This window comes from Moraxella equi, from assembly GCF_002027555.1.
GTDB lineage: Bacteria > Pseudomonadota > Gammaproteobacteria > Pseudomonadales > Moraxellaceae > Moraxella > Moraxella equi.
In genome coordinates this window covers 1-14,682 of the sequence record NZ_MXAP01000067.1, presented here as the reverse complement: position 1 = coordinate 14,682, position 14,682 = coordinate 1, and the positions used below count along the sequence as shown (strand labels likewise).

General features: G+C 46.4%; 12 protein-coding genes and 1 pseudogene. 5 read left to right on the top strand and 8 right to left on the bottom strand.

Features of this window, described 5'->3' with window-relative positions; genetic code table 11:
• Nucleotides 1-428 precede the first annotated feature (428 nt).
• The 5 genes from B5J93_RS07080 to tolQ form a co-directional block, all read right to left on the bottom strand.
• The gene (locus tag B5J93_RS07080; RefSeq protein WP_079325750.1) at nucleotides 429-782 is read right to left on the bottom strand and encodes a hypothetical protein; all 354 of its coding nucleotides are present in this window, start codon (nucleotides 780-782) and stop codon (nucleotides 429-431) included.
• Nucleotides 783-979: 197 nt separating this feature from the next.
• Nucleotides 980-2,287: a PD40 domain-containing protein gene (locus B5J93_RS07075; RefSeq protein WP_079325749.1), complete on the bottom strand. Its 1,308-nt coding sequence runs from the start codon at nucleotides 2,285-2,287 to the stop codon at nucleotides 980-982.
• Nucleotides 2,288-2,614: 327 nt separating this feature from the next.
• Nucleotides 2,615-3,565 (bottom strand): cell envelope integrity TolA family protein, encoded by a 951-nt coding sequence (locus B5J93_RS07070; RefSeq protein WP_079325748.1) that lies wholly within the window; start codon nucleotides 3,563-3,565, stop codon nucleotides 2,615-2,617.
• Between the two features lie 17 nt (nucleotides 3,566-3,582).
• Nucleotides 3,583-4,050, bottom strand: coding sequence for a protein TolR (gene tolR / locus B5J93_RS07065; RefSeq protein ID WP_079325747.1), 468 nt, complete (start codon nucleotides 4,048-4,050; stop codon nucleotides 3,583-3,585).
• An 8-nt stretch (nucleotides 4,051-4,058) separates the two neighbouring features.
• On the bottom strand, nucleotides 4,059-4,745 hold the full coding sequence (gene tolQ / locus B5J93_RS07060) for a protein TolQ (RefSeq protein ID WP_079325746.1): 687 nt from the start codon (nucleotides 4,743-4,745) through the stop codon (nucleotides 4,059-4,061).
• Nucleotides 4,746-4,924: 179 nt separating this feature from the next.
• Here tolQ and hrpA point away from each other — a divergent pair, with 179 nt between their 5' ends.
• Together hrpA and B5J93_RS13330 are read left to right on the top strand one after the other, a co-directional pair.
• Nucleotides 4,925-9,145, top strand: a complete 4,221-nt coding sequence (hrpA, locus tag B5J93_RS07055) for an ATP-dependent RNA helicase HrpA (protein WP_079325753.1) — start codon at nucleotides 4,925-4,927, stop codon at nucleotides 9,143-9,145.
• Between the two features lie 205 nt (nucleotides 9,146-9,350).
• Nucleotides 9,351-9,482, top strand: a pseudogene (locus tag B5J93_RS13330) (transposase); the annotation flags it as partial.
• A gap of 102 nt (nucleotides 9,483-9,584) precedes the next feature.
• On the opposite strand, the gene B5J93_RS07045 reads toward B5J93_RS13330, so the two are convergent.
• Both B5J93_RS07045 and B5J93_RS07040 read right to left on the bottom strand, forming a co-directional pair.
• Entirely contained in the window at nucleotides 9,585-9,797 is a 213-nt protein-coding gene (locus B5J93_RS07045) for a hypothetical protein (protein ID WP_079325745.1), read from the bottom strand.
• 8 nt (nucleotides 9,798-9,805) lie between these two features.
• Nucleotides 9,806-10,339 carry a hypothetical protein gene (locus B5J93_RS07040; RefSeq protein ID WP_079325744.1) on the bottom strand — a complete coding sequence of 178 codons (534 nt, stop codon included), beginning with the start codon at nucleotides 10,337-10,339 and terminating at the stop codon, nucleotides 9,806-9,808.
• A gap of 152 nt (nucleotides 10,340-10,491) precedes the next feature.
• Here B5J93_RS07040 and cgtA point away from each other — a divergent pair, with 152 nt between their 5' ends.
• The 3 genes from cgtA to hemE all read left to right on the top strand — a co-directional run bounded on the left by cgtA (nucleotide 10,492) and on the right by hemE (nucleotide 14,165).
• Nucleotides 10,492-11,706, top strand: a complete 1,215-nt coding sequence (gene cgtA / locus B5J93_RS07035; protein WP_079325743.1) for an Obg family GTPase CgtA — start codon at nucleotides 10,492-10,494, stop codon at nucleotides 11,704-11,706.
• Between the two features lie 25 nt (nucleotides 11,707-11,731).
• Nucleotides 11,732-12,847, top strand: a complete 1,116-nt coding sequence (gene proB, locus B5J93_RS07030; RefSeq protein ID WP_079325742.1) for a glutamate 5-kinase — start codon at nucleotides 11,732-11,734, stop codon at nucleotides 12,845-12,847.
• A gap of 211 nt (nucleotides 12,848-13,058) precedes the next feature.
• Nucleotides 13,059-14,165: a uroporphyrinogen decarboxylase gene (hemE, locus tag B5J93_RS07025; protein WP_079325752.1), complete on the top strand. Its 1,107-nt coding sequence runs from the start codon at nucleotides 13,059-13,061 to the stop codon at nucleotides 14,163-14,165.
• A gap of 97 nt (nucleotides 14,166-14,262) precedes the next feature.
• On the opposite strand, the gene B5J93_RS07020 is transcribed toward hemE, so the two are convergent.
• The gene (locus B5J93_RS07020; protein ID WP_079325751.1) at nucleotides 14,263-14,676 is read right to left on the bottom strand and encodes a thioesterase family protein; all 414 of its coding nucleotides are present in this window, start codon (nucleotides 14,674-14,676) and stop codon (nucleotides 14,263-14,265) included.
• Nucleotides 14,677-14,682: the final 6 nt, after the last annotated feature.

Sequence of the window (14,682 nt, the reverse complement as noted above, 5' to 3'; positions counted from 1 at the left end):
TAAGTTCGGTTGGTATAACAGAAATACCAAACAAGTTTAGGCTTTGTTTGTGGTAGATAAGATGCGAACACATTTAAAAGACCATATACAACCCAAACCCAAATAACATCAAACTGTTTTGCTTTGATTATTGGGAATCTTGCAGTGAAGTCATTCCAAAACACAAACTCTTAAAAAGTAAAGCTTAGACACTCACCATAGAAGGTTATGGTAGAATAAGACACCATACCTTGCAAGATTTAAACGTAAGACCAAGGATTATTCTAAAAGCCAAAAGATGATAGAGATCTCCCTCACCTTGCTATTTGCTAAATGGGGTGGATGATTGGGGATGGTTTAGTGATAATGCCTAAATCTTAAAGATTTTATCAAAATGACGAATAAAATCAAAACCCACCAAACTCACAGCATTTATCCTTTATCCAACATCAAAACCAATCTTCCAGCAAAAAGAACGGCTTTTCATAACGCTTGGCTTCTTTGGGGGTGCATGGCTTGGGAGCTAGGCGATTTTTGATGGCAGGATTTTTGGCAAAGGCAATGTCATCGCACATTGCTCTGTTATGATAGGGGTGGATGGGTAGGTGCTTTTGTCGTAGGTTGGGCGTGTGTTCGGGGGTGTTGGGGTTAAGGTTTGGGTTTAGGGTGACGGGCAGGGGGCTGTCAACCCACTGGATGTGTTGGCAGGCACTGAGCATGCCACAAAGTAGCACTAAGCCAAAACGCACGAGCAGATGAGTCGTGCGTTTTTTTAGAATGATTGATAAGGGCGTGTTGGACATTGATAACATTCTTATAAAATATGGTAAAATTTGACAATTTCAATCAATTTTTGTATGAAAAATGGCTAAATCTTGTTTTTCATTGTCAAAAACTTGTCTGATAGAAAACTCACAGCCTTAAGTTTTTTCCTTGAAAAACGTGCGATTTTTCTCGTTTTTCATTGCAAATACCAATATTCAACACGCCCAAGTCCAAATCAGTTGATACCGCCACGTGACCATGTTGGTTCACGCACCGTCCCTTGGGTGTCAATGGTAAAGGCTTGCCCTGTTTTTAGAGAGCGAATGGTCATCTGACCACGTCCGCCTTTGTGAGATGAATACACGATACGATTACCATTGGGTGAGAAACTTGCTGATTCATCAATGCCTGTGGTGTCAATCGTGCCAGCCCCTGTCACCACTAGGCTACGCCCTGAAACATAGGCGATTTTGCTACCATCTGGGCTGACTCGGGGGTTTGCCCCTGCACCGCCAATGGCTGATGCTTGCCCTGTGTTCATGTTGTAGCGGTAGAGACGTGGTGTGCGTGAGCCATTATCAGCGGTAAAGACAAAAGAGCGACCGTCTGGGGTGTACTGCGGTGAGTTTTCTGCCCCTTTCATGTTGGTTAGGCGTTTTAGATGACCTGAGGCGATGTGTAGCTCATAGATGGATGGGTCATTATTTTCATGACTGCCTGAGAAAAGAATACTGGTGCCGTCAGATGAGAACGATGCCCCTAGGTTATTACCCTTAAATGGGGTAATGACTTGACCGCCACCACTGCTACTGGCACTTTGCAGATGAATGACTGGCAAGCCGTTAGGTTTTTGTACCGAGTAGGCGATACGCTGACCGTCAGGCGACCATGTGGGGCTAAAAATAGAGCCTTGCGTGCTAAATAGCACACGGACGTTTTGCCCGTCAGCGTCCATCACTTTTAGGGTGGAGGTTTTATTGCGTGGGTCGCCTGTCTCTTCGACATAAGCGATACGCCCTGTAAAGTCGCCTGGTTCGCCTGTGATGATTTCATAAATCTTATCGCTCACAACATGAGCGGTGTGACGCAGGGCACTTTGATTATTTTCACTATATTTGGTCTGTCTGCCCTGCATGACACGTCCTGTGGCGACTTCGATGACTTCAAAGACGATGGCGATTTTGCCCCCTGTGACGTTTTGGGTTTGTCCAACCACGACATAATTAAAACCAGCATTTTGCCAATGTGATAGGTTTTGGCTAATCTCGGCAGAGGAGTGGGCACGTTGGGGTAGGTTTTGACTGGTGGTTTTTAGTTCGGTGTGGCTTAGGTTGCTGGCGACGGTGTTGCTGACCACACTGTCGCCAGCAAAGGGAATGAGAGCGACTTGGTAGGGGTTTTGCACGCCATCGACGTCGATGTCAAAGTTAAGCTCGCTGTCATTGGTGTTGCCCAGTGAGCCATAACCCACGGCAAAAGCAGGATTTGCCACGACTAGGGCGACAGCTAGGGTTAGATGGGATAGGGGGGTTTTGATGTTCATGGAGTATCCTTAAAAATGTTTAAACATGATATTTGGGGATGCAGGGCGTGCCTGCCTTTTGTATTTGCAATGAAAAATACCTGTTTAAAAAAGCAGGGGAATCGCACGTTTTTCAAGGAAAAAACTTAAGGCTGTGAGTTTTCTATCAGACAAGTTTTTATTATGAAAAACATCCGACTGCTTAATCTGATAAATCTTAAGATTTTAACTTAATTTTAAAAATTAAGTGGTTGGATAGCCATTTTTCATGCAAAAACGATTAGTTTTTTTCTAAAATATTTCTATATTGTAAATAGTGTTATAAAGGGCAGGCACGCCCTATATATTCTAATTGATTTTAAAATTAAAATTCAAGTCACGATAATTCGTGCCAACAATGGGCGTGAGTGGACTGGCTCGACGCACGGTATCTTCTAGCTGTTCACGCAAATAATCATCACCGCCTGAGACTTGCACGCTCAGCACGTTACCACTACCATCCACTTTGAGCTTGACTTGCAAGGTTTGGTTTTTACCAGTGGCTCGCCAATGTGAGCGAATGTGGCGTTGCAAGGCAGAGATGACCTCGTTGCGGTTGCTACTTTGTTCGCTACTGCCACTGCTATTACCGCCGCTGACTGCCCCGCCACGTCCTACGGTGGGGGTAGTGGGCGTATCTTTGACGGTGCTTTGTCCATCACCCAAACTTCGGCTGTCGGTACGATTGGCACGTTCTTTTTCGGCAATGGCATTATCACGGCGTTCTCGGGCTTCATCAAGCCCTTGGCTATTCTCACGGGCGATGTCATCATTACTGCGTTCCCGAGCTTCTAGCTCTGCCACGGCACGAGCCCGTTCACGCTCTTCGTCTGCCATGGCTTGCCGTTGCATTTCTATCTCGGAGAGTATCTCATCATCTAGACTTTTGGCGTACTCTGCCATTTGAGCTTGGTAGGCACGTTCACGCTTGGCAAGGTCGTCATAATAGGCTTCTAGCTGGGCACTGCGACTGCTGTCAGGGGTGGTGGTGCTTTGGGTGCTGTCGGTTTGGGTGGACTGGGCTTGATGCTCGGCAAAGGCGTCAGCAATGGCGGCTTCCGCCCCTGCTAGGTCGTCCCCTGTAACTAGGCTTGCTTCTAAGGAGATGGTCTCGGGTAGGGGTTTTTGTTGGGTGTAGGCAAACAGCACTCCTGCCACAATCAGCCCATGCACCACGACACTACCCACGAGCGAGAGTAGGGGATTAGGCTCTTTGGTGCCGATGTTGTCTAAGTCTAGGCGTGCGGTTTGATGGTTCATGATAAGCTGTTATTTTTTTATTTTTTGCTGGATTGCTTTTTAGTGCTACTTTGACCGCTGAGCAGTCCAACTTTGGTAACGCCTGCCCCTTGCACCAGTGCCATGACGTGCATGACCGTTTCATAAGCGTTATCTTTATCGGCATTAATCAGTACTTGGAGCTGGCTACCGCTCTCGCCCATGTTCGCCTGTGCCATGTCGGCAAGCAAGGCAGACAGCTCGCTCTCGCTGATGGCTTGGTCAATGGCTCTCTCATGACTGACAAATAGCTCACCATCTTTGGTGAGAGAGACGATGACAGGGGTCAGCTCACTTTTGGTGATGTTACTGGTTTTCTCACTTGGCAAATTGACTTCTACCCCTGTCGTGAGCATGGGGGCGGTTACCATAAAGATGATGAGTAGCACGAGCATGACGTCAATGTAAGGGACGACATTCATCTCGCTATTTAGGGGTTTTTTGGCACGTGCGTAGCTGTTTTTCATGATGTCGCCTAACTCTGACCAGTACGCTGTGCCATGGTGTACTCATGAGCAAATACACCCGTTAGCTCTTCACAAAACAACGCCCGAGACTCGTACAACGCCCCTGCCTTGGCACTAAAATGGTTAAAGGCAAGACTGGCAGGAATGGCGGCAAATAACCCCATGGCGGTGGCAATCAAGGCTTCGGCAATACCAGGGGCGACGGTGGCAAGGCTCACGCTCTCGGCACTAGATAACCCAATAAAAGCGGTCATAATCCCCCACACTGTGCCAAACAGTCCGATATAAGGCGACACCGACGCGATACTGGCTAAGGTTGCCAAGCCTTGCTCTAATATGGCTTGCTGTTTGCCAATGGCGGCTTTAAATTTACGCTCAACACTGTCTAACGTGTCCGCTCGCATTGCCCCTGATTTTTGGGCTTTTAAAAACTCGCCATAACCGACAAAAAATACCTGCTCTAAGCCGGTGCGTTCAGACTCATTGGCGACTGAGCTGTACTGTTTGGCAAGGGTGTTGCCTGACCATAACCATGCTTCAAAATCATTATCAAAGCGTTTGGCGCTGCCAAGTTTGGCGGACAGGCGAAAAATCAACCCCCAACCAATCAATGACAACAACAGTAGCAATCCCATGACCAGTTGCACCAGCAAACTGGCTTCTAAAATCAAATCTAAAACGTTAAGTTCGCTCATCGTATAAAATTTTGTCAAAAATAGCTTATTATAGCCGATTTTTTAAAAAACCACATCAAAAAGTGTGCCTAAGTTTACAAACGGCATGAAAATTATCCTTAATGCCAGTGGCACGGCTTGTAAATCCTTGCAAAAGCCCCATTTATCTGATTTTTAGAATGATTAATGATAACATAACAATGCCAAATACAACCCAAAATCCCAACACTCTCCTACTTGTCAAAGACCGCCACATCGTTCATCGCTTAGAGCGTGAGTTGCGTGGCAATTTTCCTGCTGACATCAAAGCCAAAAAACAAAGAGTGCTTGATGAGCTGATACAGCGTTCCGCCCAAGCGGTACAAAAAAGAGTGGACAGCATTCCTGTTAATTTGCCCGCCTTATTAAATGCCGATTTGCCTGTTACTGCCCGTAGTGATGAGATTATTCGTGCCATACAAAACCACCAAGTCATCATCGTGGCAGGCGAGACGGGTTCTGGCAAAACCACCCAGCTCCCCAAACTTGCCATGCTGGCAGGACGGGGCATTACAGGGCAAATCGGACACACCCAGCCCCGCCGTCTGGCGGCCAGAAGTGTCGCCACTCGTATTGCCGATGAGCTTGGCGAAACGCTTGGCAAGACCGTGAGTTTTAAGGTGCGGTTTAGCGAAGAAGGCACTAAGGACAGCCTTGTCAAGCTGATGACGGACGGGATTTTGCTTGCTGAACTCGCCAGCGATAGATTTTTGACCCGTTATGATACCATTATCATTGACGAAGCCCACGAGCGTAGCCTAAACATTGACTTTATTTTGGGTTATTTAAAACGCCTACTCCCTAAACGCCCTGATTTAAAGGTGATTATTACATCAGCCACCCTTGACACCGCCCGTTTTGCCGAGTATTTTAAAAGTGCAGTAAAAGGCGATGTGCCAATCATCAATGTCGAAGGGCGAAGCTACCCTGTGGAGATTCGTTATCGTCCTTTGATAGATGAGATTGTCAAAAGCCACGATGATGACACTTTTGATGATATGGAAGACAAGCTCCCCAGAGCCTTGACATCTGCTGTCAATGAGTGCTTTGAGGACGCACGCACCAAAGGACACCCAAGCTCATCGGACATTCTTATTTTTGCCAGTACCGAAGCCGAAATCCGTGAAATTGGCGACATTTTGACCGCTTACGCACCGCCCCACACCGAGATTTTACCCTTGTTTGCCCGCCAAAGTTTTGCTGAGCAACAGCGTATTTTTAAGCCGACAGAGGGCAGGCGGATTATCATTTCAACCAATGTCGCTGAGACCGCCTTGACCGTGCCAAACATTCGCTATGTCATTGATTTGGGCTTTGCACGGATTAGCCGTTATAATTACCGCTCACGCATTCAGCGTTTGCCCATTGAAGCCATTAGCCAAGCAGCCGCCAACCAACGGGCAGGACGCTGTGGACGAATCAGTGATGGCGTGTGCATACGCTTGTACTCAAAAGAAGACTTTGACACCCGTCCAGAATTTACCGAGCCTGAGATTTTGCGTACCAATTTGGCAAGCGTGATTTTGCAAATGGAGAGCTTGGGGCTTGGCGATGTGGCGGAGTTTGATTTTATCACACCGCCCGATTTACGCCTTGTCAATGACGGACGAAAGCTCCTACACGAGCTGTCCGCCTTGTCCGACACGCCCACCAAAACCGCCTTTAAAAAATCCCAAAAAGAGCAAAAATCAGGGCAAAAAGTGGGGCAAAAATCCAAGCCGTCAAACTTAACCGACATCGGCAAAAAAATGGCAAAAATGCCCATAGACCCACGCCTTGCCCGTATGCTGATTGCAGGGCACGAGTTTGCCTGTCTTGATAAAATGCTCATCATCGTCTCCGCCCTTGCGGTGCAAGACGTGCGTGAACGCCCAGCCGATAAACAAGCCCAAGCCGACCAAAAGCACGCCCTGTTTCGTAAGGATAATTCTGACTTTTTGTTTTATGTGGAATTGTTTGATGTGCTGTTTAATGCCCACGAAATGCACGGTGGCGAGAAACTGACGGGCAATGGGCGAAAATCCTTTGCCAAAAAGCATTATCTAAGTTTTCCCCGTATTAAAGAATGGCAAAAAACGCACGAGCAACTGACCCAGATGATGAGCGATTTGGGTTATCAAATTTATCAAGAAAATGATAACAATCAAGAACTTATCCAAAATGACAAAGCAAACACCACGCAAAAAGGTCGCATTGGCTTAAAAGGTGGTAAAAAAGTGCTTGGCAAAAGTGCGATGCTCGCAAGTTTAAAGGACAAAGACGGTCATTTTGACAAAAACAAACTCACCAAGTCCGCCCAAGATTATGCCAGCATTCATCGGGCGTTATTGACGGCACTGTTATCCTTCGTCGCTCACAAAACCGACACGGTGGGCGAATATCTGATGACCAAAAACCAAAAGGCACGCATTTTCCCTGCAAGCGTCCTGCATAAAAAAGGGGCAGAATGGGTGCTTGCCTTTGAAGTGGTGGAAACATCGCAGGTCTATATGCGGTGTCTTGCCAAGATTGAGCCTGAGTGGATTTTGTCGGCGGGCAAGCCCTTATTAAAATACCATTATTTTGAACCGCATTGGTCAAAAAAAGAAGGGCGGGTGCGTGCCCATGCCCAGATTAGCCTGTTTGGGTTAATCATTGTTCACAAACAGCTTGTCAATTATGAAACGGTTGATTTGGTGGCAAGCCGTGAGATTTTTATTATGGATGCACTCGTAGGCGATGGGCAAGAAGAACGCTACCCCAAAGCCTTGCCTTTTTTGACCCACAACCGCCAAAAAATCAAAGACGTGGGCGACACCGAAGACAAGTTACGCCGTAGAGATTTGCTGGTGGACGAAGAGCGACTGTATGAATTTTATGATGACAAAATTCCGCCCCACATTGCGTCCGCCAAAGCCTTTGAAGATTGGCTTGGCAAAGTGGGCGATGATGAGTTTTTAAAATTCAAAGACGAAGACGTGATTAATGACAGCGTCATCACAGGGCAGGAGTTTCCTAAGTTTTGGCAGGTGGGGGCGGTCAAATTCCCCTTATCCTATGTCTTTGACCCAAGCTCCGATGACGATGGCGTGAGTGTCAAAGTGGGCGTAGGGGCATTGACCCAGCTTGATGGCGTGGATTTATTGTGGGGCATTGCAGGCTGGCGGTATGAGCTGGTGGCAAGCCTTTTAAAAACCTTGCCCAAAGACGCCCGCAAAAAAATCGTCCCCATTCCCGACACCGCCCGTGCCTTGATGGATAAGCTGGTGCAGGGCAATGGCGTGGGACTCTTAGACCAGCTTTGTGGACAGCTTCTTAGAATGGGCGTGAAGGTTGGTGCCGATGACTTTAAGCCAAGCGAGATTGATACTTATTTACAGCCTTTAATCTGCGTGCTTGACGACAAAGGGCGAGTGATGGACAAGGGGCGAGACCTAGCCAAATTGCAAGCCAAATACCAAACGATGAGCCAAGTGCAAAAGGTTACAGAAGGCATTCACGAGACTTTTCCAGAGCATTTTGACTTTATCAAAACCCGTCATCATAAGGGTATGGTAACGCAGGTGTTTTTTGCGTTAAGTCCTGATGAGACGGGCAAAGTGGCGGTGGTGGAGTTTGGCGACCTACAAAAAGCCTTGACCACCCACAAGGCAGGCGTGCTATCGCTTATCAAACTGACGCTTGGGGCAAAACAAAAACAGCTGACAGGGCAAATTGACAAAGCCTTTAAGATGGCGTACGCTCCTTTGGGCGATTTGGAGAAGTTAAAGGCACTTCTTGTGGATGCGAGCCTACAAGCGACTTTTGAGCGGTATGCCACATCGTTTGTGGACACAAGCGTGCGTGAAAAGGTGGCGGGCTTTGTGCGTGATGACAAGATGGGCGATTTGCTTGACAAAGTGCCTTTGAGTGCAGGCGAGTTTGAGACGGTCAAGGAGCTGATAAGCGGTCAGTTTTTGGCGGTGGGGCAAGAGATGTTAAAGGTGTTAAAGGACATTTACACCACTTGGCAGGTGGTGCGTGGACAGCTTTTGATGCTTGACCGTGAGATTTTTGGCGAGAGCATTGACGACATTGAAGACCAGCTTGATGATTTGTCGCTTGGTGATTTTGTTTACCGAGTGCCTTATGACGCTTGGCGACAGTATCCACGCTACTTACAGGCGTTAAAGGTGCGTCTTGATAGATTGCCCAACAATCTGGACAATGATTTGGACGGGGTTTATACCCTTGATGAGCATATGGAAAGGCTAGCTAACCGCATTCACGACCCAAAAATCAGTGAGTATCGCTGGCTTGTGGAAGAATACCGCATACAGCTTTTTGCTCAGCCGATGAAGACGATGGGTTCGGTGTCGGCTAAGAAGTTGGAGAAGTTGTGGGCAAGTTTGACAACCAAATAAATTGTACACTCTACAAAATGAAAAAGTGCTACGGTTTCCGTTCGTGGTGAGATAAGTCGAACCATGACGGAAACCGACCCGCAGGCAAGCTCAGGGTGAACGGTTTCCGTAGTAAAATTCAATTTTGTTGGCTGTATGTAAGAACCTGTTCACAATCAAAAAATATGCTGCAATAAACCAACCACCACCAACCAAATCATTCACCATGAGAAAAGCCCATCCAAGTGACATCACACGAGAGTAATTTGAACACATACGTCCATTGTTAGAAAGTGCCAGAAAAAAGACCAAGCCTAGGACAATAGACCTATACGAAGTATTCTGTGGATTGCTGTTCCCAAATATGAAGACAAACCTTCATAAGAATAATGATAAAGACGATAATGGACAAGCCAAATCACAACAAAGGTAAGTAAACATAAACTGTTTTTAAATAAAATCAAAAACCATAATTTCTCATTGTAAGCCAAAGGATAAATGACTTTAATAATTTCTTCATTAAAAAATGAAAGATAAACGTTGAAAAAATGCCCAATGTGAGAGTTGCAATAGAAAAAATGAGAATTTCTATTTTTGAAAATAAGGGCTCTTCATATTCCCAGTTCTCATCAAAATTACCATCAAAGTCATTGTCATGTGGTTCTAGGGGCATGGAGTTTCCTACTGATGAGTATGAGAAATAGGTGTGGTGGGGTATACATAGTAATGATTGCGATATTTCATATAACGCACAGGAACGCAAGCGGTAGTATAAAATTCATATAACGCTTCGTGTGAAGTGCTAAAGGAGCGATCAAATTTAGCAGAACGTTTGATGAGTTCATTGATGAAAGAATCTGTGATGTTATTTGTGCGATTGTCAATTGCCATAAGGTGATTTTCTTCAATATGTGTGTTATTAAACTTGATAACTGCTTGAAATTCTTTTGAGATAAGTGAGGGCATGGTGGTTAGCTCCATTTGATAGGGCCGCTCATCTTTATCCCAGAAATATGTGTGTGAAAAACAAACGTGCCTGTAGTGAATACGTTTGTTGCCTGTGTCATTAATGAGTGTTTGAGTCATGCTTTTAAAAAATGAGCTTTGGTGCAGGTCATAATAGCGAAAAATCAGCTGAAAATACAATCTGGTTGCTAAAATTACTGCCATACAACCAATACCAAGCAATATCAAGCCAATATTGTGTAAATTCATAAATATACGCCCAGTGTGATGAATGTATTGTAATCGTTCGGATATAATTTTTTAGCCAACAGATATTTTTTATAAACCGTGCTTTTATGATAAAGATTTTATAAAAAAAACGTGATATAATTACCAGTTAGATTAAAATATTTTGAGAAATTATGCGTTTTATTGATGAAGCTGTAATCAGCGTAAAAGCAGGCGATGGCGGTAACGGTATCGTGAGCTTTCGCCGTGAAAAATTTGTCCCAAAAGGCGGGCCCGATGGCGGTGATGGCGGTAAGGGTGGCAGTGTTTATGTGATTGCTGATGACAACACCAACACGCTTGTGGATTTTCGTTATACCCGTAAATTTGAAGCCAAAAGGGGCGAAAACGGTCGCTCCAAAAACTGCTCGGGCAAAGGGGCGGACGACATTTATCTAAAAGTGCCTGTGGGGACAACGATTATTGACACCGACCTTGATGTGGTGATTGGCGACTTGACCGAAGTGGGGAAAGTCGTGCTTGTTGCTAAAGGCGGAGACGGTGGGTTTGGTAATACCCGTTTTAAAACTTCTACCAACCAAGCCCCCCGTAAAGCAATCCCTGGTTTTGCTGGCGAAGCCAAAAATCTGAAGTTAGAGCTAAAAGTCGTGGCGGACGTGGGGCTAATTGGTTTGCCAAACGCAGGTAAATCCACCTTTATCCGCCAAGTGTCGTCCGCTCGCCCAAAAGTGGCAGATTATCCCTTTACCACCCTTGTGCCAAACTTGGGCGTGGTGGACGTGGGAACGCACCAGTCGTTTGTTATGGCGGACATTCCGGGTTTGATTGAAGGGGCGTCAGATGGGGTAGGGCTTGGCATTCGATTTTTAAAGCACGTTGCCCGTACCAGACGGCTACTTCATATCGTGGACGTAAAACCCATTGATGAGTCAAATCCTGTGGAGAACGCACGCATTATCCTAAATGAGCTTGAAAAGTTCTCTGCTGAATTGTCCAAATTGCCCCAAATTTTGGTGTTAAACAAAATTGACCAATTAGACGATGATGAGATTGATGAGGTGTGTAACAATATCGTCAAAGAGCTAGACTGGCAGGGCGAAGTGTTTCGCACGTCCACCATTAGCGGACAAGGCGTGGACGAGATTAAATATCATCTGATGAGTGAGATTGAGGCGGAGCAAGAGCGAGAGGCGGAGGATGCTGATTTTGCCAAAGAAAGAGCCGAACGATTTGCCAGACTTGAAGAAGAAGTTCGCCACAACACCGAGATTCAAAAAGAAGCCTACCGAGCCCGCCGTAAAGCCGAGCGTGAGGGCGTATCGGACGATGACGATGATGATTGGAATGATGACGACTATGACGTGGCAGTGGAATACGCTCCGTACTGATGATGGGCTGATATAAGGAAAAAGCATGGATAATTTGCCAAAGCGTATCGTGGTAAAAATCGGCTCATCGCTACTGACCAACAACGGTCGTGGACTGGACCGTACCGCCATTTATGAATGGGCAAGACAAATCGCCACCTTACACGCTCGTGGGATTGAAGTCGTGCTGGTGTCTAGTGGGGCGGTTGCCGAAGGCGTGGTTCGCATGAATCTGCCCGAACGCCCCAAAAAATTACCTGCCTTGCAAGCCTGTGCGTCCATTGGACAGATGGGGCTGATTGAGACATGGTGGCAAGCGTTAATCCAAAAAGGCGTGCAGTCATCACAGATTCTCTTGACTCATGACGACTTAGCTCACCGCTCCCGTTATCTTAACATTAGCCAGACCATGAGCCAGCTTTTGGCGTGGCGTGTCGTGCCTGTCATCAATGAAAATGATACGGTCAGCTATGGCGAGATAAAATTTGGCGATAATGACACGCTTGGGGCGATGAGTGCGACCATGATAGGGGCGGATTTGTACATTATCCTAACCGACCAAGACGGTGTATTTACCGACAATCCACGCACCAATCCCAACGCCAAGCTTATCACAAGCGAGCGAGCGATGGCGGATTATCTGTTTGATGTGGCAGGGGACGGTGGTAAATGGGGGTCTGGCGGTATGCTAACCAAAATCCGTGCGGGGCGATTGACCGCCATGGCAAACTGCCCGACCATCATCGCCAATGGTAAGGTGGAAAATGTCATCGTGCGACTGGCGGATGGCGAGACTATCGGCACACGACTCACGACCGACCATGCCGACCGCCTGATTGCCAAAAAGCAATGGCTTGCCACGCACCTACGTATGGCGGGCACGCTCATTATCGATGATGGGGCAGTCAAGGCGATTACCGAACAGCACAAATCGCTACTGCCTGTGGGCGTGCTAGATGTGCAAGGTGATTTTGACATGGGCGATGTGGTGGAGATTGTTAACACCCAAAAAGTGCGGTTGGCGGTGGGTCAAGTTGGTTTTGATAGCAGTCAAGCCAAACAAATCACCCAAAAACACACCGATGAAGTCCTACAAATCCTAAACCTAAGCGACAACGACAAAGCCATTATGGTGCACCGTGATGACATGGCGGTTTTGTGATAGATATTTAAAATTTTGATATTGTTTAATAAAGATGCATTTTACAATTTGGATGTGTAGGGACGAATTGCAATTTACCTAAAAATCAACACCTTATTAAAGGGCAAGTGTCATTTGCCCCTACAAATTTACCCAAAGGTATAGTCAATTAACAATGAAAAAATTTTAAAAATTGATTTAGCTAAAAATTAACTTAACCAGTGGAATGACAATGACCCAGCAATTTGCCCCTCTAAAAAATGACCGCCTACTGCGTGCCTTGCGTTTTGAGCCTATTGATGCCACCCCTGTATGGATGATGAGGCAGGCAGGGCGTTATTTGCCAGAATACAAAGAAACCCGTGCCAAAGCGGGCGATTTTTTGAGTCTGTGCAAGGACACCGACATGGCGACCGAAGTTACCTTGCAGCCGTTACGCCGTTTTGAGCTGGATGCGGCGATTTTGTTCAGTGATATTTTGACAATCCCTGATGCGTTTGGGCTTGGACTTTATTTTGAAGAAGGCGAAGGCCCTAAATTTAAATACACCGTACGCACACCGACCGACCTTGAACGTTTGCCAAAAATTGATGTAAATAGTCAGCTTGACTATGTCATGAAAGCGGTAACCAATATCCGAAAAGAGCTAAACGGACAAGTGCCACTGTTTGGATTTAGCGGTAGTCCTTGGACTTTGGCGACCTATATGGTGGAAGGCGGTTCTAGCCGTGAGTTTCGCTACACCAAAGAGATGATGTACGCCCGACCACAGTTTTTGCACGCCTTACTTGCCAAAATCTCGGACGCTGTCGTGGATTATCTGGACGCTCAGATACATGCAGGGGCTCAGATTGTGCAGATTTTTGACAGCTGGGGTGGGGCGTTGGGTCATCGTCAATTTGTGGAATTTAGCCATAATTATAATCGTGAAATCATCGCCCGCTTAAAAGCCAAGCACCCCGATGTGCCTGTGGTCATGTTTACCAAAGGCGGGGGCTTATGGCTTGATGTTCAAGCGGACAGTCAAGCCGACTGCTTGGGGCTGGACTGGACAATGCCCCTAGACAAGGCAAGACATGAACTTAATGATGCTCAAAAGGCTTTGACGGTCAAGCACAAAAAGCTACAACGTCAAAAAGCCATTCAAGGTAACCTTGATCCTGCCACGCTTTACGGCTCGCCTGCCGACATCAAAAAGGCGGTACATGATATGCTATCAGATGCCTATGTGAATGACAAAACGGGCTATGTGGCAAATTTTGGGCATGGCATTACCCAGTGGGTCAAACCCGAACACGCTAAGGTATTTGTGGATAGCGTGCATGAGTTTAAACTGTAAGCTACTGTCAAAAGTAAAAAAACAGGGAGAAAATGCTTCCTGTTTTTTTGTGGTTAAGCCAAACTGTTTGCCATGATTTCGCCATTTTGACAAATTATCAGCGAAACGCCATGGGTAGACGACAGGGGCGAATGCCGTGTTCGCTGTTCATGACGCAAGCAAGGGTAATCACACCAATGGTGGCGACCTTGCCCTGATTAAAATCATCATCACTGCGGTAGATGTGCTGAGTCATGATGAGACTGGCGGGCTTTTTGGTGACATCAGTAATGGCAACGACAAGGTTGTCATCAACCAAAAGTGGTAATTTATAGGTTAAATCGGCACGACTGACCACAAAATGCACCTTGCCTTGCTGTCCGTCCGTGCCATCTGCCATCCCGTCCGTGTCAAAAAAATAACCATTAAAGCCGAGCGATGTCAGCCAATCCCGACGGCAGTTCTCAAAAAAAGTGAGATGATTGGCGTGATAGACGATGCCGCCAGCGTCTGTGTGGTTGATATATACCAACCGAAC

What these genes read in the sequence shown, in the direction of transcription:
- hrpA (WP_079325753.1), top strand. Translation starts at nt 4,925, where the DNA reads ATGCCAAATACAACCCAAAATCCCAACACTCTCCTACTTGTCAAAGAC.
- tolR (WP_079325747.1), bottom strand. Translation starts at nt 4,050, where the DNA reads ATGAAAAACAGCTACGCACGTGCCAAAAAACCCCTAAATAGCGAGATG.
- hemE (WP_079325752.1), top strand. Translation starts at nt 13,059, where the DNA reads ATGACCCAGCAATTTGCCCCTCTAAAAAATGACCGCCTACTGCGTGCC.
- proB (WP_079325742.1), top strand. Translation starts at nt 11,732, where the DNA reads ATGGATAATTTGCCAAAGCGTATCGTGGTAAAAATCGGCTCATCGCTA.
- B5J93_RS07075 (WP_079325749.1), bottom strand. Translation starts at nt 2,287, where the DNA reads ATGAACATCAAAACCCCCCTATCCCATCTAACCCTAGCTGTCGCCCTA.
- B5J93_RS07070 (WP_079325748.1), bottom strand. Translation starts at nt 3,565, where the DNA reads ATGAACCATCAAACCGCACGCCTAGACTTAGACAACATCGGCACCAAA.
- B5J93_RS07040 (WP_079325744.1), bottom strand. Translation starts at nt 10,339, where the DNA reads ATGAATTTACACAATATTGGCTTGATATTGCTTGGTATTGGTTGTATG.
- tolQ (WP_079325746.1), bottom strand. Translation starts at nt 4,745, where the DNA reads ATGAGCGAACTTAACGTTTTAGATTTGATTTTAGAAGCCAGTTTGCTG.
- B5J93_RS07045 (WP_079325745.1), bottom strand. Translation starts at nt 9,797, where the DNA reads ATGCCCCTAGAACCACATGACAATGACTTTGATGGTAATTTTGATGAG.
- cgtA (WP_079325743.1), top strand. Translation starts at nt 10,492, where the DNA reads ATGCGTTTTATTGATGAAGCTGTAATCAGCGTAAAAGCAGGCGATGGC.
- B5J93_RS07080 (WP_079325750.1), bottom strand. Translation starts at nt 782, where the DNA reads ATGTCCAACACGCCCTTATCAATCATTCTAAAAAAACGCACGACTCAT.